The organism is Chryseobacterium hilariae, from assembly GCF_051400735.1.
Classification (GTDB): domain Bacteria; phylum Bacteroidota; class Bacteroidia; order Flavobacteriales; family Weeksellaceae; genus Chryseobacterium.
Map to the genome: position 1 here is coordinate 352095 of NZ_JBLFFJ010000002.1, position 22467 is coordinate 374561.

At 39.0% G+C, this 22467-nt stretch carries 17 protein-coding genes; 11 read left to right on the top strand and 6 right to left on the bottom strand.

Annotated elements, in window-relative coordinates:
- Positions 1 to 14: 14 nt before the first annotated feature.
- The 6 genes from ACMGDK_RS08445 to mfd all read right to left on the bottom strand — a co-directional run bounded on the left by ACMGDK_RS08445 (position 15) and on the right by mfd (position 8180).
- Positions 15 to 947, bottom strand: a complete 933-nt coding sequence (locus tag ACMGDK_RS08445; RefSeq protein WP_436807528.1) for a hypothetical protein — start codon at positions 945 to 947, stop codon at positions 15 to 17.
- A 98-nt stretch (positions 948 to 1045) separates the two neighbouring features.
- Positions 1046 to 1918 (bottom strand): hypothetical protein, encoded by an 873-nt coding sequence (locus ACMGDK_RS08450; RefSeq protein ID WP_436807529.1) that lies wholly within the window; start codon positions 1916 to 1918, stop codon positions 1046 to 1048.
- 152 nt (positions 1919 to 2070) lie between these two features.
- Positions 2071 to 2814: a hypothetical protein gene (locus tag ACMGDK_RS08455; protein WP_436807530.1), complete on the bottom strand. Its 744-nt coding sequence runs from the start codon at positions 2812 to 2814 to the stop codon at positions 2071 to 2073.
- A gap of 6 nt (positions 2815 to 2820) precedes the next feature.
- Positions 2821 to 3636, bottom strand: a complete 816-nt coding sequence (locus tag ACMGDK_RS08460; protein ID WP_436807531.1) for a hypothetical protein — start codon at positions 3634 to 3636, stop codon at positions 2821 to 2823.
- Between the two features lie 4 nt (positions 3637 to 3640).
- The gene (locus ACMGDK_RS08465; protein ID WP_436807532.1) at positions 3641 to 4459 is read right to left on the bottom strand and encodes a hypothetical protein; all 819 of its coding nucleotides are present in this window, start codon (positions 4457 to 4459) and stop codon (positions 3641 to 3643) included.
- Between the two features lie 352 nt (positions 4460 to 4811).
- Positions 4812 to 8180, bottom strand: a complete 3369-nt coding sequence (mfd, locus tag ACMGDK_RS08470; RefSeq protein WP_436807533.1) for a transcription-repair coupling factor — start codon at positions 8178 to 8180, stop codon at positions 4812 to 4814.
- Between the two features lie 256 nt (positions 8181 to 8436).
- Here mfd and ACMGDK_RS08475 point away from each other — a divergent pair, with 256 nt between their 5' ends.
- From ACMGDK_RS08475 to ACMGDK_RS08525, 11 genes are all read left to right on the top strand, one after another.
- Complete coding sequence (locus tag ACMGDK_RS08475) at positions 8437 to 8829, top strand: hypothetical protein (RefSeq protein WP_436807534.1); 393 nt, start codon at positions 8437 to 8439, stop codon at positions 8827 to 8829.
- A gap of 170 nt (positions 8830 to 8999) precedes the next feature.
- On the top strand, positions 9000 to 9248 hold the full coding sequence (locus ACMGDK_RS08480; protein ID WP_436807535.1) for a hypothetical protein: 249 nt from the start codon (positions 9000 to 9002) through the stop codon (positions 9246 to 9248).
- Between the two features lie 131 nt (positions 9249 to 9379).
- Positions 9380 to 10879, top strand: a complete 1500-nt coding sequence (locus ACMGDK_RS08485; protein WP_436807536.1) for a GH3 auxin-responsive promoter family protein — start codon at positions 9380 to 9382, stop codon at positions 10877 to 10879.
- A 70-nt stretch (positions 10880 to 10949) separates the two neighbouring features.
- Positions 10950 to 11312, top strand: a complete 363-nt coding sequence (locus ACMGDK_RS08490) for a hypothetical protein (RefSeq protein WP_111958880.1) — start codon at positions 10950 to 10952, stop codon at positions 11310 to 11312.
- Between the two features lie 93 nt (positions 11313 to 11405).
- The gene (locus ACMGDK_RS08495) at positions 11406 to 12641 is read left to right on the top strand and encodes an MFS transporter (protein WP_436807537.1); all 1236 of its coding nucleotides are present in this window, start codon (positions 11406 to 11408) and stop codon (positions 12639 to 12641) included.
- A gap of 89 nt (positions 12642 to 12730) precedes the next feature.
- Positions 12731 to 13135, top strand: coding sequence for a hypothetical protein (locus ACMGDK_RS08500; RefSeq protein ID WP_436807538.1), 405 nt, complete (start codon positions 12731 to 12733; stop codon positions 13133 to 13135).
- 37 nt (positions 13136 to 13172) lie between these two features.
- Positions 13173 to 15263 carry an FIDD domain-containing protein gene (locus tag ACMGDK_RS08505; protein WP_436807539.1) on the top strand — a complete coding sequence of 697 codons (2091 nt, stop codon included), beginning with the start codon at positions 13173 to 13175 and terminating at the stop codon, positions 15261 to 15263.
- Positions 15264 to 15364: 101 nt separating this feature from the next.
- Entirely contained in the window at positions 15365 to 17488 is a 2124-nt protein-coding gene (locus tag ACMGDK_RS08510; protein WP_436807540.1) for an FIDD domain-containing protein, read from the top strand.
- A 276-nt stretch (positions 17489 to 17764) separates the two neighbouring features.
- Positions 17765 to 19354: a replicative DNA helicase gene (gene dnaB / locus ACMGDK_RS08515; protein WP_436807541.1), complete on the top strand. Its 1590-nt coding sequence runs from the start codon at positions 17765 to 17767 to the stop codon at positions 19352 to 19354.
- Positions 19355 to 19439: 85 nt separating this feature from the next.
- Entirely contained in the window at positions 19440 to 19916 is a 477-nt protein-coding gene (gene rnhA, locus ACMGDK_RS08520; protein WP_436807542.1) for a ribonuclease HI, read from the top strand.
- Positions 19917 to 20074: 158 nt separating this feature from the next.
- On the top strand, positions 20075 to 22327 hold the full coding sequence (locus tag ACMGDK_RS08525) for an FIDD domain-containing protein (RefSeq protein ID WP_436807543.1): 2253 nt from the start codon (positions 20075 to 20077) through the stop codon (positions 22325 to 22327).
- Positions 22328 to 22467 lie beyond the last annotated feature (140 nt).

The window sequence follows — 22467 nt, forward strand, 5'->3', positions numbered from 1 at the left end:
TTTTAAAGATTTTTTTAAAAAGGCTTATAAATGTAATTAATACCGAATCCTTTTGTCATATAAGTCTGTCGGTCATAGTTGTAATTCGTTGTTCTGCTGACCGGAGAAGGGATAGGAGGAATAAGATCTGTTACCGATACTTTTTTAGGATTGTTCGGAGATAAGATATGACTTTCCTTATCATTAATCTCAGTGGATAAAAGTCTTGAAATTTTGTATGCTGAAGGAAGCAGTGTAAATGGACTGATTTGAGTATCATAATTCACGAAATCGTATGCATATCTGGTAGTAGGTCTTCCAAATGCATCTCCAGCCATAGGACCATAATTTCTTACCACTCTGGATACGTTGTCCCCTAAATAAGTGTACCCCGTTTTAGAATAGCTGATAAACACAAACTGCGTCCCGGAAACATCAGGACCATTTTTCATGATGATGGAATCCAGCTTTGCTGTTGAGCCGTTATACTTTAACAGGTAATGAGTCTTTGTTTTTCTTAATAGGGTCTGTGGGCCAGGATTAGTTGCCGGCGGCACAGGTGCAGGTCTTCTGAAAACAGAACGGTTTTCAGAAATTGTTACCAGTTTGTCGTTGGGTCCATAAGTAAATAACTGGCTGTAAGAAACACTGTCTTTATCAAGTTTTCCGTTTCCATCCAGATCCAAAAATCCGTTAAAGTTAATTTGGCTTACTTTGTCACCGCTGTATGCAATATTTGTGATTGAAGCACTGTCTGTAATTACTTTCGTTACTAAAAGTCCACTGTAGTGATATTCTGCTAATGTATCCTTATCTGTAATTTCTCTGTATAATGCTCTCGGGCCAATCAGCCCACCTGTATCATTCAGATCCAATAAAGGATCTCCGTCTTCATCTAACATGTCTTTACAGGAATGTATTGATGAAAGTCCTGCTATTAATAAAATAAAGTAGAAAAGCTGTTTCATTTCCAGGTAATTGTTTATTTTTTGACAAATATAACTTTTTTTTGAACAAAAGTTATGTTTTTATTTATATTCCAATAAAACCGATAATCAATTGGGCTTTATAGAGTTCTGTAAGTATATTTAAGGATTTGATCTTTATCCGAAACGGGATAGTTATAACCATCGTAAAGATAGGTCATAGGTGTATTTACTGCTGGTGCAGGAGATGGCGGCATCACATATACCGATGTTGGATTATTCGGAGAAATTCTATAAAAATTCTCAGGACGAACCAGGCTCCATGCAGTAAAGAATGTTTTAGGGAGTGTGGAGAACGGATTAACCTTGGAATCATAATTCTGGTAGCTGTAAACAGTCATCTTCGCAGTAGCCATATTAGGCGCCCCGGCTGCTGTAAGTGTTCCTTTGGCACATTCGGCCTTGAAAATATTATCTCCCATGTAGGTAAAAGTGATTTCCGTGAATAAGCTGTAGGCTGTATTTCCGGCCACTTTTCTCTTTTCCAGGATTTTCACGAGCTTTTTACCGGTGGCATCATAAGTGAATATATAATCACTTACAAAAGAGTCTATCGCAGTAGCGGCTGTGCCGGTACACGTTGCGCTGTAAACATTGCCCTTACTGTCTTCACTTACACTAAAATCATACGTCATACTTCCAGTCAGGCTTCCAAGAAATTTTATTTTCCCAATTTTATTATTGAAATAGGTTACGGTACCCGTATAATAATTATTGGTATTTCCATCTCTAAGCATTCCTTTCTGAAAAGCAGTACCATTGACTGTATATTCTTCCTGAATACCACCATTTACCGTAATCTTTTCCAGAACTCTGGCTGGAGGAGCTGGGTTCCCGTTGTTTCCGCCATTATTGGCACTGGGCTCGAATTGATCTGAAGAAGAATTGTCACATGAAACCATAAGTCCGAAAAATACCCCGGCAATGATTTTAAAAAGATAGTTTTTTCCCATGAAAAAATATTTTAGTGAGTTGACAAATATAATTCATTTTTTTGACGAAAACATTCACTTATTCAACAAATTCATAACAATCTGTATCTTTTTACAAAAAAAACCTAAAAACATAATGTCTTCAGGTTTTTATTTTATGGTATATCATGAAATTAATATGGCTGCAGAACGGATGTCGTTAAAACAGACTGAGACATTTCATTGTTCAGATAATCTGTGTTTACTGCCCTTCCTATTCCCAACGTTCCAGAATTAAGATTTCTTTTTGTACAGGCCACTTTCACGGAGTAATTGTTCTTAGGGGTAAGATTCGTAAGTGTTGCATTAAGGTTGAAGACCTTATAACTTCCTTCTGAACCTATTAAAACATCAGTTCTAACCGCTCTAAGCGTATTATCCACAAAGATACCGCACGCAAAACCTGCGGAAGCATTTGAATTTCCCGTTTTCTGGGCTGTAGTCTGGAAGGTAAAAGCCACTTTATTTACGGCATTGGTAATGGAAAAAGTATCGGCTGTTCCCGGAAGTACCGTCCAGGCAGCGCTAATTGCCGTCCCTTCCGTATAAGGCGTGGTGGCTCCGTTAGGGGTAGAAAAGCTTGCTCCACTCTGGTCTGCAACAGTATTCAATGAAAATACTGACATACTTCCCTGGCCATCGGCAATTTTTATGCTCTTCCAGTCATTCACATTCAGTTCTGAATTGTTATGAAGTATAGTTCCCGCAGATCCGGCAGATCCTCTCAGCAGATTCGTTCCACCGGTCCTGATTTCACTTCTAACGTTTAAGTCACCGTTTATATCCAGCATGCTGGCAGGATTGGGCGTGTTCACTCCCACCTGTGCAGTTGTCCACACTGCAAAAAATAAAGACTTTATGATAATAATTTTTCTCATGCCGGATTATTTTATAATTGGATTAAATACCTGAGGAATCTCATACACATCAACTTTCAGGGAAGACTGAGTAATAAAACTATTAATGTTGGTGTCTGCATTTATTCCTATAGCCAATATAACATCGCTTGCTGTTCTGTAAGATCCCAGTCTTGAGCAGGCCACACTTACGTCATGCTGTCCTTTGGAAAGATTGGTGACTATCCCGATCTGGTTGTGTGTAATAAAAGTGCTTCCTGCGCTACTTGCCTTTAAATTTCTCTGTCTGAGGTTAACCAGTTTATTATCCACAAAAATACCGCATGCATAATCTATGGAAATATCGGGCGTCCCGTTTACAGGAAGATTAGCCTGTACTACAGTTTCAAACTGAAAATACGTTTTACTTTCCGTACTGAATACACTGATAGGGTGTGACAGACCTGTGATTTTCTTAAATCCGGGAAGGCCTGAGATGTCTGTTCCCTTAGCAAAAGCTGTATTTTTGGCAGTAATACTGGATTGTTCACTATTGGTAAATTTCACACCGGTTCTGTCTGAAAAGGAGTTATTGAATATCAGATAAAACTTATTCGGTTCGTATTCCGGAATACGCAGTGACTTCCAGATCGGAGGGTAACCTTCTCCCTGCGAAACAAGAATCTGGTCGTTATTACCCTGGGACAAAGTATTATCTGTAACGTTAAGAACAACGATTTTACTTCTTAGATTGATATCACCATTGACATCAAGTTGTGCTTTTGGCGAATCCGTTTTGATTCCCACTTGGGCAGAAAGAGACAGCCCTGTCATAAAAAACAGGATCGAAATAATATTTTTCATCAAATTAATTGCTTTTATAAGTTACGTATTCAATAACATCGATCTTCATAACAGATTCAAGGGTAAATGCATTGGAAACGGTATTGGTATCGGATACATTACGCCCGACTGTAAACTGTGAGCTTAGATTTGAGGAGTTGATCTTTCTACACGCCACCTCAAGTTTTTGTGCCCCTACCGGAACATTCTGCTCTGTATAGTTAAGGGTGAAAATATAATCCTGAATACCCTGCTTCTCTGTGTTATTGTTCGAAATGATCTTATCCGGACGTACCGCCACAAGCTTTCCGTTTCTAAAAACCCCGCAGGTAAAAGTAACTGACTGGGAAGTTGTAGCAGACGGAGCTTTCATTTCAATACCCGTTTGAAACTGGTATGTAAGCCTGTTCCTCCCGTTTTTGATGATAAAATTGTTCTCAAGTCCGGCAATTTTTGACCATTTCCCTTTTGATGTATCGGCAATGTCATCTCCAACATTGTTCTTATACACATTATCTGCCGCAATACCATCTGAAAGGGCTGTAATGCCCGTCTGATCCGATGACAGGTACGAATTGATCAGCTTGTACTGTCCTTCTTCCATAAAGGAAACATTCAATGATTTCCAGGCTGGAGGCAGACCTTCTCCCTGTGAGACCAAAACCTGGCCGTTCAGTCCTGCATTTCCAATCTGGGCGGATGTTCCGCCTACTCTAAGTTCTTTTCTTAAGGTGGTTTTCCCGTTGACATCGAGAGTAGATTTAGGAGCGGATGTCCCAATTCCCACCTGCGCGTTCACACAAAGCGATAAAAGCCCGGCTGCGCAATAAATAATTCTTTTCATAATAAGGGCTGCAAAGGTATGAATTTAAATCATAAAAACCATTTATAAACCCGTAAACCCGTACTAATAAAGCAATTATGCTGTAGAATTTAATGTATAAAAAAGTAGAATTATTACTACAAAACATACTTTTTTTATATGCTTTAGCAGTGCCGCATCAGCCAAACCTAATGCCAGCCGACGATACAGCATTATTTTTTCTCATCCTATCGTGACTTCAAATGCTTATGAGTCCGCATGATACCCTACTTTTCTCGTGCAAAAATCATGTTTTTTTTCAATAAAAAAAGACCTTAAAAAGTAATTTTTTAGGTCTTTCTTATTTTTTAGTTATTAAAATTAGGTGTTTTTCCTAATTGTGTCCGATAATCGTTTTCAGAAGTATGTTAACCTCATCCACATTTTTCACTTTTTCCTTTCTCATCATCAGCAGATTTCCCTCTTTACCTATCTTCTCTTTAAGCTGAGCTTCCTTCGGATTTTGAGTCAGATAGCTGATGATATGCCTGAACCTGTCTGTCTGGTAAAACTTATCCTGAGGATTTGCAGGGAAATATCCTAAAAATATACCATTTTTCATGACGATCTTTTCAAATCCTATGTCTGCGGCAAGCCATTTTAAGGCAACACTCTTCAACAGATTAACCGCTTCTTTCGGCAAAGCACCGAAACGGTCGATCAGTTCAAGCTCAAATTTATAGAGATCTTTTTCATTATCAATCTCTGCAATTTTCTGATACAGGAGTAATCTTTCTTCGGTATTGGAAATATAGAAATCCGGAAGCATCAGCTCCAAATCAGTATCAATATTGACCTCTTTTACAGATTTGAAAAGCTTCTGCCTGTCTTCCTCATTGTCGAACAGATTTTCAAAATCCGCATCATCCTTTAATTCTTCCAATGCTTCCTGCATCAGTTTCTGATAGGTCTCAAAGCCCATTTCATTAATAAAACCACTCTGCTCAGCTCCAAGAAGATCTCCCGCCCCACGGATCTCAAGATCCTTCATAGCAATCTGGAAACCGCTTCCAAGATCCGAGAACTGTTCAATAGCTTCAAGACGCTTTCTGGCATCAGAGGTTATCATATCATAAGGAGGCGTGATCAAATAGCAGAAAGCCTTTCTGTTGCTTCGCCCTACTCTTCCCCTCATCTGGTGAAGATCTGCCATTCCGAATCTTTGGGCATCATTGATGAATATGGTATTCGCATTGGGAACATCCACCCCACTTTCAACAATCGTTGTAGAAACAAGAACATCATATTTCCCTTCCATGAAATCTAGCACATTCTTTTCCAGCTGCTTACCTTCCATCTGTCCGTGCCCTGTAATAACTCTTGCATCCGGAACCAGCCTCTGGATAAGCCCTGCAATATCTTTAAGGTTTTCAATCCTGTTATTGATAAAATATACCTGTCCGTCTCTCTGAATCTCATAAGAAACAGCATCCCTTATGGTTTCTTCATTAAAACCAACAAGCTGTGTATCAACAGGCTGCCTGTTGGGAGGTGGTGTTTTGATCACTGAAAGGTCTCTTGCTGCCATCAGAGAGAACTGAAGTGTTCTCGGGATGGGAGTGGCAGTCAGCGTAAGGGTATCTACATTATTTTTAAGCGTTTTTAGCTTATCTTTTACCGAAACCCCGAATTTATGCTCTTCATCAATGATCAGCAGTCCAAGATCTTTGAACTTAACGGAACTGCTCACCAGCTGATGGGTACCAATGATAATGTCTACTTTCCCGTTTTTAAGGCCGTCTAAAGCCTCTGCTTTCTGTTTGGCAGTTCTGAATCTGTTGACATAAGAAACATTCACCGGAAAATCTTTCAGTCTTTCTTTAAAACTTCTGTAATGCTGAAACGCCAGAATCGTGGTAGGAACCAATACAGCAACCTGCTTTCCGTCTGTTGCTGCTTTAAATGCGGCACGAATCGCCACTTCAGTCTTTCCGAAACCTACGTCACCACAAACCAGCCTGTCCATCACTGTATCAGCCTCCATATCCTTCTTTACATCGATGGTTGCTTTTTCCTGGTCAGGAGTATCTTCATAAATAAAACTGGCTTCCAGCTCATTCTGCAGGTAGGAATCCGGAGTATAGGAAAATCCTTTTGCCGTTTTTCTTTCAGCGTATAATCTTATAAGGTCAAAAGCGATCTGCTTTACTTTTGCCTTTGTTTTCTGTTTCAATGATTTCCAGGCAGGGGATCCCAGTTTACTCAGCACAATTTCTTTTCCGTCCGGACCGTTATATTTTGAAATTTTATGCAGGGAGTGAATACTTACATATAATAAGTCTCCGTTTTTGTAAGTTAATTTGAAGCATTCCTGGATTTTCCCGTCGTTATTTACCTTGACAAGACCCATGAATTTCCCTATTCCGTGGTCGATATGGGCAATATAATCGCCTATTTTCAGAGACATCAGGTCCTTCAGTGTCAGCTGTTCGGATTTTGCAAAGGTATTTTTTGCTTTATATCTTTGATAGCGGTCGAAAATCTGGTGGTCTGTATATACCAACAGCTTATGCCCGTTATCTACAAAGCCTTCATGCAGTTCAGATTTGAAACTTTTAAAGGGTAGTTCATGTTCAAGCTCTTCAAATATAGATTCCAGCCTTTCTTTCTGCTTTTCTGTAGAAAAAGATATCCAGGTATCAAAACCTTTATCCTGCTTTTCCTCAATATCTTCTATCAGCAGCTCAAAATTTTTATGAAAGGAAGGCTGCGGGACCTGCTCAACTTTTATCTCGGTGATTTCTTTAAGTCCTTCAATAAGAGTCCCGGCGAAATCAATTGTTTTAAATTTTTTAAAATCAAACAGAAAATCCTGATCTGAAATAAAGAGCTCCTGTGGTGATCTGTGAGCAATATCTTTATTCAAAGTATCGTATTTTTCCAGTGCTCTCTCATAGAAAGTCCTGATTTTCTGCATTCCGACAGCGCCATTTCTGGAAACTACAAAGCTTTCTTTAGGCAGCAGCTGCAACAATGAAACTCTGGTGCCGGTTACTGAAAAATTCATGTTGGAAACCAGCTGAAAATCTTTCACCTTATCTATGGAAAGCTGTGTTTCTATATCAAAGGTTTTAATATTTTCCACTTCGTTTCCAAAGAAGGTAAGACGGTAAGGCTTTTCATAGGAATACGAAAACACATCAACAATTCCTCCTCTTACCGAAAACTCTCCCGGTTCGGAAACAAAATCTGCCTGCTGGAAATTATAATGATTCAACAGCTCATCCACAAAATCAAAATCCAGCTGATCACCTACTTTTATATGATGTGAAATCGCCTTAAAGTCTTCTTTTTTCAAAACCTTTTCGGACATCGCTCCTGCATAAGCCACAATAACTTTAGGAGCTTTCCCGGAGTTGATCTTATTCAGAACCTCTGTACGGAGCACAAGATTTGCATTCTGAGTCTTTTCAACCTGATAGGGCTCAAGATGGGTTGCCGGAAAGTACAGAACTTTATCCTTTCCAAGCAGGTCCTCCATTTCAGTATTGGCATATAATGCATCTTCTTTATCATCTACCAGATAAAGAATGGTCTTCTTTTGAGTTAGAAAAAGTTCGGCAACAAAAATAGAAACCGCAGATCCGGCACTTCCTTTCACGGAAATATGCTGGCTTTTCTCTAGCTGGGTGAAGATTTCTTTTCCAAATTCTTTCTGAAGCAGGTCGGGAAGAAACTTTTCGTGAATAGGTTTTAGCTGCATAAATAGTAATGGTATAAACGACAAAAGCGATTTCGGGAGTGTTCCGAAACCGTTTGCTTATAACAAAGATAAGGATATTTTTTTCTTTCCCCGGAAATCAAAGGTTACTAAAAATACAAACAAAACAATGAAATGACTATTTAAATCTTAATTTTTTACCAATTTATCTAATTAAAAGTTAAAAATATACTAATATACCGACATGGCATAGTGTTTGAAAATTTCATCTTATCAAACTTTTTAAAGAAATAAAATTATGAAAAAAGCAATCAGAATCTTAGGAATTTTTATGCTGGTCTTTGTTGCCGCATTATCTTTTGCATCATGTAGCGATGATGATGATCCAGTAAACAACGATTTCTTCGCAGGAACATATAGGGGAAGCATTTCTTATAATGACGGATCTACGAACAACAGCACAGATAACGGAAGTGTATTTGTAACAAAGATCGCTAGCGGTACGAAATATAATTTCGCATTTTCGAACGGTATCCCAGATCTTAATGGGGTAGAATTTCAACAGCAGGGAGACCATACGCTTGTGATGGTTGGTTCCAATGCCACATCTTATATTAGAATTGACAATAATGAATTGAAAATTCTATACAACAAGGACGGGAAAACCTGGACTGCCAACTGTACACGTTAAACCAACTATTCATATTACATGAAAGTCTGCTTCAATGGAGCAGGCTTTTTCTTTTAAAAGCTGTTATTAAGTTTTTTTTAAGCAGTAATAAACTTTAGTTAAGGTTTAAAATCCAGGATTTTCAGCCTGCTTTTTGTATATCTTTACTCAAGAAAAACAAACCTACACCTATGAAAAAATTATTAACAGCAATGTCCCTGGCTCTTGGGCTCGGATTTGCAACCGCTCAGCAGACTGCTCCGGCAGCACCTGCAGCCCCTCATCATCAAACTGCAAAAACAGTAAAAGCCCCTGAAGCTAAAACCGCAAAACCTGCAGCTAAAATGAAAAAAGACGGAACACCTGACAAAAGGTATAAGGAAAACCAAAAACTGAAAAAAGACGGCACTCCAGATAAGAGGTACAAAGAAAACAAGTAAACTTCAACATATAGTTGTTATTTTCATAATCAAATTTCGAGAACCGGTGAAACTTATTCACCGGTTTTTTTTGTGATATATATGATCGGAAAAATGATTTCATATTCTATACTTATTTATAAATTTGAGGCATGTTAAATTTCTTCAAGAAAAATGCGGCACTTGTCTGGGCAAAGAAACATGTTCAGAAAACCGGGGAATTCAAAAAAAACTCAGTGAAAAATCAGGAGGCTCTTTTGCTGTCTTTGGTGAAAACGGCACAGAAAACTCTTTTCGGGAGAGAGCATGATTTTGAAAACATTCAGTCTGTTAAAGAATTCCAGGATAAAGTTCCCGTTTCAGACTATGAAGATCTTAAGCCTTATATTGAGCGGGTAAAAAAAGGACAGGCCAATATTCTCTGGACGGAAACTCCTGAATATTTTGCAAAAACTTCAGGCACAACTTCCGGTTCGAAGTATATTCCTATTTCAAAGGAAGGAATGCCTTTTCAGATTGCAGGTGCACAGAGCGCGCTGTTTCATTATATCGCCCAGAAAAACAATGCCGATTTCGTAAACGGAAAAATGATCTTTCTGCAGGGAAGTCCTGAAATGGAAGAAGTTTTCGGAATAAAAACAGGACGACTTTCCGGAATTGTAGCACACCATATCCCAGCCTATCTTCAAAAGAACCGGCTTCCAAGCTGGAGCACAAATATTATGGAGGACTGGGAAGCGAAAGTAGATAAGATTATTGAAGAAACGGAATACGAAAATATGACACTGATTTCCGGAATTCCGCCATGGTTGATTATGTATTTTGAGAAGCTTACTGAAAAACACGGTAAAAAGATCAAACAGCTTTTCCCCAACCTTCAACTTCTTGTTACAGGAGGCGTTAATTACGAGCCGTACCGCGATAAAATGAATGACCTGCTTGGCGGAAAAGTGGATATTATCCAGACATTTCCTGCATCTGAAGGTTTTTTTGCATTTCAGGACGATTACACCAAGGAAGGATTGCTTCTTTTAACTAATCATGGAATTTTTTATGAGTTTATTCCTTTAGAGGAGTATGGCAAGCCTGATGCGCGAAGATTAACGTTAAAAGATGTGGAACTCAATAAAGATTACGCACTGATCCTTACTACAAATTCAGGATTATGGGCTTATTCAATAGGTGATGTGGTAAGATTCATCGGTAAAGATCCGTATAGAATCCTGGTAAGTGGGAGAACGAAGCATTTCACATCTGCTTTTGGAGAGCATGTGATCGCCTTTGAGATAGAGGAAGCGATGAAAGCCGCTTTGGAAAGGCATACGGCTCAGATCACAGAATTCCACCTTGCCCCGCAGGTGAATCCTACAGAAGGCCTGCCCTATCATGAATGGCTGATAGAATTTGAAAAGGAGCCGGAAAATTTAGAATTATTCAGAAACGAGCTGGATCGCCAGCTTCGGGAGAGAAATACTTATTATGATGATCTTATTACCGGAAATATCCTTCAGCCGCTGCATATTACGCCACTGAAAAGAAACGCTTTCCATGAGTATTCAAAATCGCAGGGCAAGCTGGGAGGTCAGAATAAAATTCCAAGACTTGCCAATGACAGAAAAATTGCAGATATGTTGGAAATTTACAAACTTTAGAGATATTTTTTTCAATTCCAAAAACATATATTCGAAAAAAATTATAAATTTGAAAAAATAAAAAATAATAATGAAAGCATCTGTACTTTTAAAATCATCTTTACTAACATCCTTATTTGTAATTTCATCCTGCGCTACGACAAAGTACAGCGAGGACATTTCAAAAAACAACTATTCTAATCTTCAGGCTGGAAAAATGTATGTTGTTACCATGAAAGATGGTTCTGCTAAACAGAAAATGCTATTCCGAAACATAGATGGAGACAATCTTATAGGAACTGCAGGCAAAAAGGACAGTACAGAGGTAATTATCCCAAAATCTAATGTGGCAGCTGTAAAAGACAGATCCAAAGCAAGAGTAACAGCAGGTGCTACTGTAATTGGTGCAGCCGGTGTTGCGGCTATCGTAATCAGTGCATTGAGAGCGGACTAAAATAGATTTTATCTTTCGGGATTTATTTGATTTATCTTTCGAAAAAACAATATATAAGCAGCCTTAAATAAATATTTAGGGCTATTTTTGTGCATGATTTCCTTTACACCGTTAAAAACATTGCAAAATGTTGAATTCAGGAATCTTCTTACGGGAAGATTTTTTATTGTTTTAGCCTTCAGAATGCTCGCAACTTTATTAGGATGGTGGGTTTACCAGTTAACAAAAGATCCTTTTTCAATAGGCCTGATCGGGCTTTCGGAAGTAATTCCTGCGGTAAGCTGTGCTTTATATGCTGGCCATGTTATTGATATGAATGAAAAAAAGAGGCTGCTCCTGATCTGCAATTATGCCTATATTTTTCTAATCGGCCTGTTGTTGATTCCGGCATTTTTTAATGTAGAGATGCATTTTAACGGACACGAAATCACTTATTTTATTTACAGCGTTATATTTTTCACAGGAATTGCAAGAGCCTTCATAGGGCCTATCGTTCCTTCAATGATTCCTAAAATAGTAAGGAAAGAAAATCTTCCGAACGCGGTAACCCTGAACCAGGCTACATTTTTGATCTCTTCTGTATGTGGACATGCTGCGGGCGGGCTTCTTATCGGGTTCTTCGGTGTCAAGTGGACACTGATCGTTATTATCTCTTTAATATTTATAGCTTCTCTGTTCTTCTGGCAGCTGAAACAGCAGCATTCTGAATATAAAAAGGAGAATGTAAATGTGGTGGAAAGCATGCGTGAGGGGATTTCCTATATTTTTAAGACAAAAGAAATTTTAGGGGCATTATGTCTTGATATGTTTGCAGTCCTTTTCGGAGGAGCAGTTGCCATGATCCCTGTATTTGCCACTGATATTTTAGATGCTGGCGCGGAAGGCTTCGGTCTTCTGAATGCTGCTTCAGATATAGGTTCTATGTGCATCATTACTCTTTTGGCGATTGTTCCGCTGAGAAAAAACCAGGGGAAAATTCTTCTTACCGTTGTTGCCGGATTCGGACTTTGCATTATTGGTTTTGGCCTATCCAAGCTTTACTGGCTGTCCTTTATGTTTCTTGTAATGAGCGGAATGCTTGACGGAATTTCAGTGGTCATCAGAGGAACTATTGTACAGCTGAAAACTCCTGACAACATCAGAGGACGTGTACTGAGTGTCAATTCTATATTCATCATGTCCAGTAATGAAATGGGGCAGTTCGAAAGCGGGCTGATGGCAAAATTACTCGGGGTGGTACGGTCTGTGGTCTTCGGAGGAACTATGACGGTGCTGGTAGCTCTTCTGGTAGCAGGTACAAATCCCAAGCTGAGAAAAATGAATTATTAGCCAATAATATACTGATTCTATTAAATATATCACAAAAACTTTAATTTAACTTTAATAATTTTTTATATTTGCCGTATAAATCCCCCTTTATGAAAAGAATATTACTTACTTTTTGTTTTGCATTATTTGGTGTTCTTATTTCTGCCCAGAGTAGTTACGAGAAAACACTGAATGCAAAAGCAGAAAAAATATCCTCCGCAAAAACCATAGCTGATTACGAAAAGCTTTTCAGAGAATTTTCGGAATTAAAAAAAAGCAGAGATCCTTACAGATGGAAAGCGTATTATTATGCAGGCCTTGTATTATATAAGGAAGGAGAACTTATTCTAAATAGCAGCAATAAGAATGCAGATGCAAGAAATACGAACAGTCTTGCTGAGAAATTTACTGCAGGAAGTCTAGAATTGCAGCCAGATAATAAAGAAATCAATGATTTACTGATTCTTATTCGAGAGCAGAGAACGAAATTTGAACATGGTAAAACTGTAAAATAGTTTTACAGGCAAATCTATTTCTATTAAAAAAAATTATATGAAAAAAATATTACTCTTTATAACCTTTTTGGTATCTCATATCTTTTTCGCACAAAATAATGACTGCTCGACTGCAATACCGATCTGCAGCAATGCAGATATTACCCTGACACCTACCGGAACCGGAAACAGTGATGAAGGAAATGCGGGCTGTCTAAGCGGAGAGAACAACTCTATTTGGTTTACCTTCAGTACGCTTACTGCCGGTACCTTGACATTTGCAATTGACCCTGTTAATAATGTGGATTACGACTGGGCTCTTTATGGGCCTAATAATACCTGCGCACAGATTCAAACCATAGCTCCACTCAGATGTTCTTACGATGCTCCATCACCCGGACAATACACAACAGGGCTCAACCTTACTGCACTTGATACATCTGAAGATGCAGGAACGGATAATTTAGGCAATCCTTCAGATGGTATGGTAAAGTATATCGATGTTCTTCCAGGGCAGATTTATTACCTGTTGGTTGATCAATTTTCCGGCGCCAGTTCGCAGTTTTCATTGACCTTCGGAGGATCTGCAGGCTTACTTACTCCTTTTGGAGATCCTGTTTTACAACCATATCCATTTATTATACCTGGCCCAAATCATGATGGAAAAATCGATATATGTACCAATCCGGCAATTTATGATTTCTCTACCCTAACTGCTGATATAATTAATGGAAATCCTAATTTCATTGTAAGATATTACCGAACACCTGCTGATGCTCTGGATAATGTAGATGCGATTACAACTCCTATCTCTGTGAACACAGCCAATACTTATCATTATGTCATCAGTTATTCGGATCCTACCTCCCCTGCCAGCTTCTTAAATAAATGCAAGCAGTTCGGAACAATAAATTTTGTGGACAGGTTTTTTGCACTGACACCGGCGACCCTGACTTCGTGTAGCAATAATAATTCAGGAACCGCATTATATGATCTCACATCCGCCACTACAGGTATTACACCAAACCTTACAGTACAGTATTACCCTTCACTGGCTGCTCTTAATACCGGCACCAATGAAATCACCAATCCTTATGCCTATTATGCAGCAGCAGGATCTGCTTATGTAAAAGCAACCAATGAATTCGGATGTATAGCAACAGCAGAAATCACCCTGAAATTCCATCCTCTTGTTGCAGTCACTGACGCCTCTTTAAGGACATGTTTCCTTGAAACAAATCCTTCGCTGGGAACATTCAATCTGAGCAATGCCGCAGTAACCACTGTAGTGGGAGCGACTAAAAAATACTATCCTTCTTTAACGGATGCGGAAAACGGAACAAATGAAATTTTAAATTTCTTAGCCTATACTGCCCCAGCCGGAGTAGTGTATGTAAAAGTATTTAATGCACAGGGATGTTATTCTATTGCAAAAGTGACATTAACTGTACTTTCTCCTGTTTATTCGAATGTGCTTAAGGATAAGATCATTTGTATTGAAGATAAAACAACACTGGACGCAGGCCCTGGATTCAACGGTTACGAGTGGAGTACGGGAGCAACTACACAAGCCATCAATAATGTAAGTGTAGGAACATATTGGGTTAAATTAAAAACCGGAGACTGTATCACATTACAGACTGTAAAAGTATACGCTTCTGAACAGCCGGTTGTTTCAGGCATTGATATTTCCAGCAATACTATAACTGTGAATGTTATTGCCGGAGCTCCTGAGTACAAGTATTCCATGGATAATATTAACTGGCAGGACTCTAATGTTTTCACCAATGTTTCAAGAGGAGACCATACTATATATGTAAAAGATGCTTATGACTGTGAGCCTATTGAGATAACAGTTGTTGTACCTAACCTTATTAATGTTATCACTCCAAACGGAGACGGTGTAAATGATGTAATAGATTATTCTGCATTATCTGGTAAAAACGGACTTATATTCAGCATTTTTGACAGATACGGAACCAAGATCTACCAGGCAGATAAGTCTAACGGATATAAATGGGACGGAACAGTAGCCGGCAAAAAGATCCCTACAGGAACATACTGGTACTCTGTAACGTGGAATGAAAATGATAAAAAGAATACCCCATTCAAGTTCTCAGGATGGGTAATGGTAAAAAATAGAGAATAATTTCTAATTAAAACAAAAACCGCTCTACGGGGCGGTTTTTCAACATAAATGCTGATAACTTTATTGTACTCAAATCTTGCTTCACAAAAATCATTTTAAACATGAAAAAAACGTTACTTCTTTTAATTTTATTTATAATACAGGTGTTTTATGCACAGTCCGATTGCGTCACGGCCATTCCGCTCTGCGGAAATTCGGACATCTTCTATACACCGACAGGGCATGGAAATATTGAGGAGGAGCTGTCTGACAATGGATGCCTGAGCAGCGATGAAAATTATTCAGTATGGTATACTTTTACGGTCGCAACATCGGGTACCCTTGCATTTACTATTAATCCTAATGTTGACACCGATGATTATGACTTTGCTGTATATGGCCCCACAACCAATGGCTGTACATCTTTAAATACCAGCAATACCTTTGTAACACCGCTAAGATGTAATTACTACGGTACAGGTGCTTCACAGGGAAATACAGGTCTTTCTTTAACAATACCGCCACCACCACCGCCAAATAACAACGGAAATGCAGGAAACCAAGACGAATGGAGCCCGCATATGGTAGTACAGGCAGGTGAGACTTATTATCTTATTGTAGACAACTTCAGAAGTTCACCTAATGGATTCTCACTGACATGGACAGGTACGGCAAGTTTAAGCTCTGCGTTCAATGACCCTGTTCTGGCACCTAATCCTTTTATCCCACCGGGTATCCCTGCGGCTAACCCGACAGATCCTTCAACGGTTATGGTATGCGGACTGCCGTCACAATTCAATTTTACAACGCTTACTCCCGGCATTATCAATGGTAATAACTCTAACTTCCAGGTTACCTACCATGACAATACCAATGATGTAGTGACAGGAGATGATCCTCTTACCATTGCAACAGTAAATGCAGCTACTACATATTATTACAGAATCCGGTATCTGGATCCGGACAATCCGGACAATGTGGTAAACAAATGCTTCATAAGCGGTAAGTTCAAATTTGTAGATGCCAGCATCACGGCAAAAAATGCAACTATTTTCGCATGTAATAACAATGGTGAAGGTACAGGAAAGTTTGACCTCACAACGGCAGACGTATTCACAGGCACCGTTACGAAAAAATACTACCCTACTCTTGCCGATCTGACCGCTGACACCAATGAAATCACCAGCCCTACCGATTATATTTCGCCTGAGAAAATCGTATATGTTAAGGTAATTTCCGCATTTGGGTGTACAGCAACAGCAGCAATTACATTATCATTCCATCCGGTGGTTGCCCTAAGAGATGCGTTACTAGAAGAGTGTTATATAGAGAATGATATTATGCAGGCTAAATTTGACCTGACAACAGCTGATGTAGGTGCTGTAGCAGGACAGACAAAAAAATTCTATAAAACATTAAACGATGCTAAGACCGAAACCAATCCTATTGCCGCTCCGGATACTTATCTTACAACAAGCACTGAAGTGTACGTAAGAGTTACCAATGCCAACCAGTGTTATGCTATTGCGAAGATCACGTTAAAAGTTCTTCCCCCGGTAAAATCTGCGGTTCTGAAAGACAAAACGATTTGTGCGGAAGGAAAAACAACATTGGACGCAGGACCTGGATTCGACGGATATGAATGGAGCACCGGAGACACTACACAATCTATCAATAATGCAGGAATAGGGGTTTATTGGGTGAAGCTGAAAACTGGAAAATGTTTTACACTTCAGACTGTAACGGTCTCCGCCTCTTCGCAGCCGGTAATCTCCAGTGTAGATATCAGCAACAATACCATTACGGTGAACGCTTCGGGTGGAACTCCTCCTTATATGTATTCAATAGATGGTACCAACTGGCAGTCGACTAACACGTTCAGCGGACTTCCTAGAGGGGATAATAAGATATTCTTAAAGGATTCTTACAACTGTAACCCTGTACAGATCACCGTTACTGTACCAAATCTGATCAATGCAATCACTCCGAACGGGGATAAGATCAATGATGAGATCGACTACTCTGCTTTATCTTATAAGAAAAACCTTGTTTTCATTGTATATGACAGATATGGCAATAAGCTTTACGAAGCTAATAAAATGAGAGATTATAAATGGGACGGGACAGCTTCCGGCAAGAAAATCCCTACCGGTACTTACTGGTATACGATCTCCTGGAATGAAAATGACAAGAATAATACTGAAACGAAATATTCAGGATGGATACTGCTGAAGAATAAAGAATAAGCTTATCCTTAGAAATAAAAAGAGACTGTCAGTTGTGACAGTCTTTTTTGTTTTATTTTTACTAGCCCAGCCATTCATTTGATCATTTGAAAATAAGGAATATCATTAATCATTTTCACTCCGATGAATATTACTTATTGAAATTTTTCTATTTTTGATCCCCGCTTTTTACTAACATTCATGTATGTTTTACTGCTATAGCCTGCGGCAGGATTGCTGATAACTTGTTAGTTACTATTTTTTAATTATTTTTTTTAAATAAACTATCTTTGCATCATGGCGCAGAAAGAAACATTATCATCCCTTACACACGGAAATTTTGCAAGAGAACTGTCTATTGCGGATGGAAAAATGCCACCCAATGCTGTAGATTTTGAAAGACTGGTTATAGGAACTTTTTTAATAGACAAAAAAGGGCTTGATCATTCTATTGACCTTCTTACTCCTGAAGTATTTTATGATCCAAGACATCAGGTTATTTTTGCCGCGATCCTGAAGCTTTACGAAGGCAACCATCCTGTGGATCTTATGACAATTATCCAGGAATTAAAAAAAGAAGATAAATTAAGCCATGCCGGTGGCGATCATTACATCATTGATCTAACCATGGGAGTAAGTTCATCCGCCCATATTGAATATCATGTCCGTGTTATTCTTGAAAAATATATCTTAAGAAGTCTGATTAATGTTTCTGCCAACGTGATCGATTCATCGTATAAGGAATCTACTGATGTATTCGAACTTTTGGATAAGGCTGAACAATCTTTCTTTGAAATTACCAACGGTACGATCAAGAAAGGATTCGACACTGCCAATTCATTGGTAAAGCAGGCAATTGATACTATTAAATCATTGAAAGATAAGGAAGGGCTTTCAGGAGTTCCTTCCGGATTCAGGGATATTGACAAAGAAACGGGAGGCTGGCAGAATTCTGACCTCATCATTATTGCAGCCCGTCCGGCGATGGGAAAAACAGCATTTCTTCTGTCGATGGCCCGAAATATTGCTGTTGGCCACAAGATTCCAATGGTGCTTTTCTCTCTGGAGATGGCATCTGTACAGCTTATCACGAGGATGATTGCTTCGGAAACTAAAATCTCTTCCGAAAAGCTGAGAAAGGGAACTTTGGATGACGAAGAATGGCAAAGACTGTTCTCCAACGTTTCCGAGCTTGAAAATGCACCGCTTTTTATTGACGAAACCCCTTCTCTTTCTATATTCGACTTCCGTGCAAAGTGCCGAAGACTGGTGATGCAGCATGGCGTAAGGCTGATCATGGTGGATTACCTTCAGTTGATGACTGCGGGAGGCGGAGGAAAAGGAGTTGGAAACCGTGAACAGGAAATCTCCATGATCTCACGTTCGTTAAAGGCCATTGCCAAAGAACTTAATGTACCTGTTATTGCACTTTCGCAGCTATCGAGAAGTGTGGAAGCCCGTCCCGGAAAAAGACCTCAGCTTTCTGACCTTAGGGAATCCGGAGCAATTGAGCAGGATGCAGATATCGTATCCTTCATTTTCAGACCTGAATATTATAAAATTGCCGTTTGGGACAATGATGAAGAAGGCCAGGAAACTCCAACGGAAAATCAGGCTGAGCTAATCATTGCAAAACATAGAAATGGTGCTACAGCCGACGTAAGGCTGTCATTCTTGAAACATTTTGCAAAGTTCGGGGATATTGAAGCAGCATTAGACGGTGGCATAGGAGGCTATCCTTCTAATTTCGGATCTAATGAACCAAGTGGTTTTGACAAGATTAAAACAACCATTCAGCCTGGCGCTGCGTTTGATCTTCCGGACAGCTCAAAACTTTCCGGATCTTCAATGAATGATTTGGATGATGATGACGACTTCCCATTCTAAAGCCAATACCATTTTAAATTAATAACAGCTTAGTATTCTTCAGACTTAGTTTTTACAGAATACAGTTTTATACAGACTTAAACTTTTGAGAATAGAAATATACACCGACGGTGCATGCAGCGGAAACCCCGGAAAAGGAGGCTATGGAATTCTTATGCGCGTTCCTGAAAAAAATTATCAGAAGACATTCTCCAAGGGTTTCAGAAAAACTACCAATAACAGAATGGAGCTGTTGGCTGTTATTTCCGCTATGGAAAAACTAAAGTCTTCGGAGAACGATATTCACATTTACACAGATAGTAAATATGTAGCTGATGCTGTGAATCAAAACTGGATCGCAGGGTGGATCAAAAGAGGATGGAAAAATGTAAAAAATCCTGATCTCTGGAAAAGATTTATTGAGATGTACAACAAACACACTCCAAAAATGCATTGGGTAAAAGGCCACGCAGGACACTTCGAAAATGAGCTCTGTGATAAACTTGCCGTAGCAGCCGCAAGCTCACCTGACCTGGAAATTGATACTTATTTTGAAGGACTGGAAAGCAATTCTCTTTTTTAATAACCTAAATGAACACCCTTATCATTAATTATTCCCTTATCCATCTTATCATTTATTGACAAATCATTATCATTTTTAGTAAAATTAACATTAAATACACATTAATCGATTGAGATTTAATATATTTACAGCGTCTAAATAAAACTAATCCCTCTTCAATGAAAAAAATTTTACTGTCTTATATTTTCCTCATTCTATTTTTTCTATCCGGAAGCCTATCTTCTCAAACGTACCAGTTAACAGGAAATCCTGTAAATACCACCGGATGGACCATGGTTGCTCCAACACAGGTATTAGGCGATTTTGTACAGCTCACTCCGGACACCAACAACCAGTCCGGATCCATCAGGCTGAATGACCAGATCAACTTAAAATATTGTGATAAATGGAGAGTAGAATTCGATTTCAGGATGGACTCCAACCAAACTTCCAACGGAGACGGAATTGCATTTTGGTATCTTGCGAACCCGCCTGTTGCAAGTGTATTAGGTTCCGGTCTTGGAGTTTCCCAAAATGCAGTCGGATTTATTGTAGGTTTTGACACTTATAATAACACAACCACTGCTACAATGAGCAAGATACATGTTGCTTATGGACAGGTTGCCAATACCACAGATAACAACAATGTAGAATTCTTCAATGTTCCGGGCAGCTCTTTTCACTCACCAGACCTGAATACCACCCAGCCGTTCCAGGGAACAACTTATAAGCATGTTGAAGTAACAGCTCAGGTGGATCCGGCTGTTCCTACCAACTGGATTGTAAAAATAACGCTTGACGGTACGACCATCTGTAACCAGTCTTTTGCCCCGTCAGGCACGGCAGCTGCTATGACCATTGGATATTTTGGATTTTCGGCTTCTACAGGAGGGGCAAGGTCAAGACATTCTATTAAAAATGTAAAAATCTACACCGATAAAGTTCCTATTTTACAAAGTACAGCGACACAGACTTTCTGCCCAAATCCGACTACAGGGTTTGCATCTGTAAATTTAACAACTTTCAATTCTCAATTTGTAAGCAATCCTTCCAATTATACATTCACATATCTGCAGGGCTCAACACCAATTGCCAATCCCACCAATTTCCAATTCAATGCAAATACTACGGTTACTGTGATTGTAAAGGACAATGCAGGGATATTATGTGATAATCCGGACGGGAAGATACAACTAGTTCTGGCTCCTCTTACACTTACCGATAAAACTTTAACGGCCTGCAACAACAATAAAGCCGGAACAGGATTATTCAATCTCAATACTGCAGATGTAACAGGTGTACTTGGCGCCACCAAAAAGTATTATAAAACACTGAACGATTTGAACGCCGGAACCAACGAAATTCCGAATCCCAACTCTTATACTTCCGCACCCGGAATAGTCTATGTAAAAGTGACAACTCCACAGGGATGCACCGGTACGGCAAAAATTACTCTGACCTTCTATCCTGAGACTCCGGTGAAAGAAGCTACACTTCAGTCCTGTTTTCTGCAGGATAATATTACGAATGCTGTATTTGACCTTACTTCAGCCAATGTGACAGCACTTACGAGCGGCTTTACAAAGAAATATTATGTAAGCGTGGCAGATGCTTTAAGCGGAACCAATGAGATTGTAAATCCTTCCCAATACATGTCCGTGAGCACTGCAATCTATGTAAAGGTAACAGATTCAAACACATGTTTCAATATAGCAAAAGTCAATCTTGTTGTACTTCCACCAGTGAAATCCACCGTCTTAAAAGACAAAATAATTTGTATTGATGGAAGAACAGATCTGGATGCAGGTCCGGGCTTTGACGGCTACGAATGGATTACCGGAGCAACCACTCCTTCTATACAGGGAGTAGGCGTTGGCCTTTACTGGGTAAAGCTTAAAACAGGAAACTGTATTACACTACAAACCGTGAAGGTCATTGCTTCGGCAAACCCTGTTATTTCAAGCATTGATATTAATAATACAACGGTAACTGTGAATGTTTCAGGAGGTACTCCGCCCTATAAATATTCTTTAAACGGTATCGACTGGCAGGATTCGAATACATTTACAGGACTGCACAGAGGAGAAGTAAAGGTTTTTGTCAAAGATTTTTACAACTGTTCACCTGTTGAAGTTCAGATCACAGTGCCCAATCTGATTAATGCCATTACACCAAACGGCGATAACGTTAATGATTTTATTGATTATTCCGCACTTTCCTACAAGAAAAATCTTGTTTTTATAGTATATGACAGATATGGCAATAAACTTTACGAAGCTGATAAAATAAGAAACTTCAAATGGGACGGAACTGCTTTCGGCAAAAAGATTCTCACAGGGACCTACTGGTATTCTATTTCATGGAACGAAAATGACAAAAACAATACCGCTACAAAATATTCCGGCTGGGTATTGGTAAAAAACAGAGAATAGCTTCATTAAAAAATCACTTCATTTCGGAGTGATTTTTTTAATTATATCAACTAAAAAGAAGGAAAATAAATTAATTTTTTATTCATCAAAAGAAAAAAATGGGATCAATTTCAACAATTACCACTAATTATTAAAAATAA

Excerpts from the sequence above, each read along its gene's own strand:
- ACMGDK_RS08445 (WP_436807528.1), bottom strand. The coding sequence starts at position 947 with ATGAAACAGCTTTTCTACTTTATTTTATTAATAGCAGGACTTTCATCA.
- ACMGDK_RS08450 (WP_436807529.1), bottom strand. The coding sequence starts at position 1,918 with ATGGGAAAAAACTATCTTTTTAAAATCATTGCCGGGGTATTTTTCGGA.
- ACMGDK_RS08455 (WP_436807530.1), bottom strand. The coding sequence starts at position 2,814 with ATGAGAAAAATTATTATCATAAAGTCTTTATTTTTTGCAGTGTGGACA.
- ACMGDK_RS08460 (WP_436807531.1), bottom strand. The coding sequence starts at position 3,636 with ATGAAAAATATTATTTCGATCCTGTTTTTTATGACAGGGCTGTCTCTT.
- ACMGDK_RS08465 (WP_436807532.1), bottom strand. The coding sequence starts at position 4,459 with ATGAAAAGAATTATTTATTGCGCAGCCGGGCTTTTATCGCTTTGTGTG.
- mfd (WP_436807533.1), bottom strand. The coding sequence starts at position 8,180 with ATGCAGCTAAAACCTATTCACGAAAAGTTTCTTCCCGACCTGCTTCAG.
- ACMGDK_RS08475 (WP_436807534.1), top strand. The coding sequence starts at position 8,437 with ATGAAAAAAGCAATCAGAATCTTAGGAATTTTTATGCTGGTCTTTGTT.
- ACMGDK_RS08480 (WP_436807535.1), top strand. The coding sequence starts at position 9,000 with ATGAAAAAATTATTAACAGCAATGTCCCTGGCTCTTGGGCTCGGATTT.
- ACMGDK_RS08485 (WP_436807536.1), top strand. The coding sequence starts at position 9,380 with ATGTTAAATTTCTTCAAGAAAAATGCGGCACTTGTCTGGGCAAAGAAA.
- ACMGDK_RS08490 (WP_111958880.1), top strand. The coding sequence starts at position 10,950 with ATGAAAGCATCTGTACTTTTAAAATCATCTTTACTAACATCCTTATTT.
- ACMGDK_RS08495 (WP_436807537.1), top strand. The coding sequence starts at position 11,406 with ATGATTTCCTTTACACCGTTAAAAACATTGCAAAATGTTGAATTCAGG.
- ACMGDK_RS08500 (WP_436807538.1), top strand. The coding sequence starts at position 12,731 with ATGAAAAGAATATTACTTACTTTTTGTTTTGCATTATTTGGTGTTCTT.
- ACMGDK_RS08505 (WP_436807539.1), top strand. The coding sequence starts at position 13,173 with ATGAAAAAAATATTACTCTTTATAACCTTTTTGGTATCTCATATCTTT.
- ACMGDK_RS08510 (WP_436807540.1), top strand. The coding sequence starts at position 15,365 with ATGAAAAAAACGTTACTTCTTTTAATTTTATTTATAATACAGGTGTTT.
- dnaB (WP_436807541.1), top strand. The coding sequence starts at position 17,765 with ATGGCGCAGAAAGAAACATTATCATCCCTTACACACGGAAATTTTGCA.
- ACMGDK_RS08525 (WP_436807543.1), top strand. The coding sequence starts at position 20,075 with ATGAAAAAAATTTTACTGTCTTATATTTTCCTCATTCTATTTTTTCTA.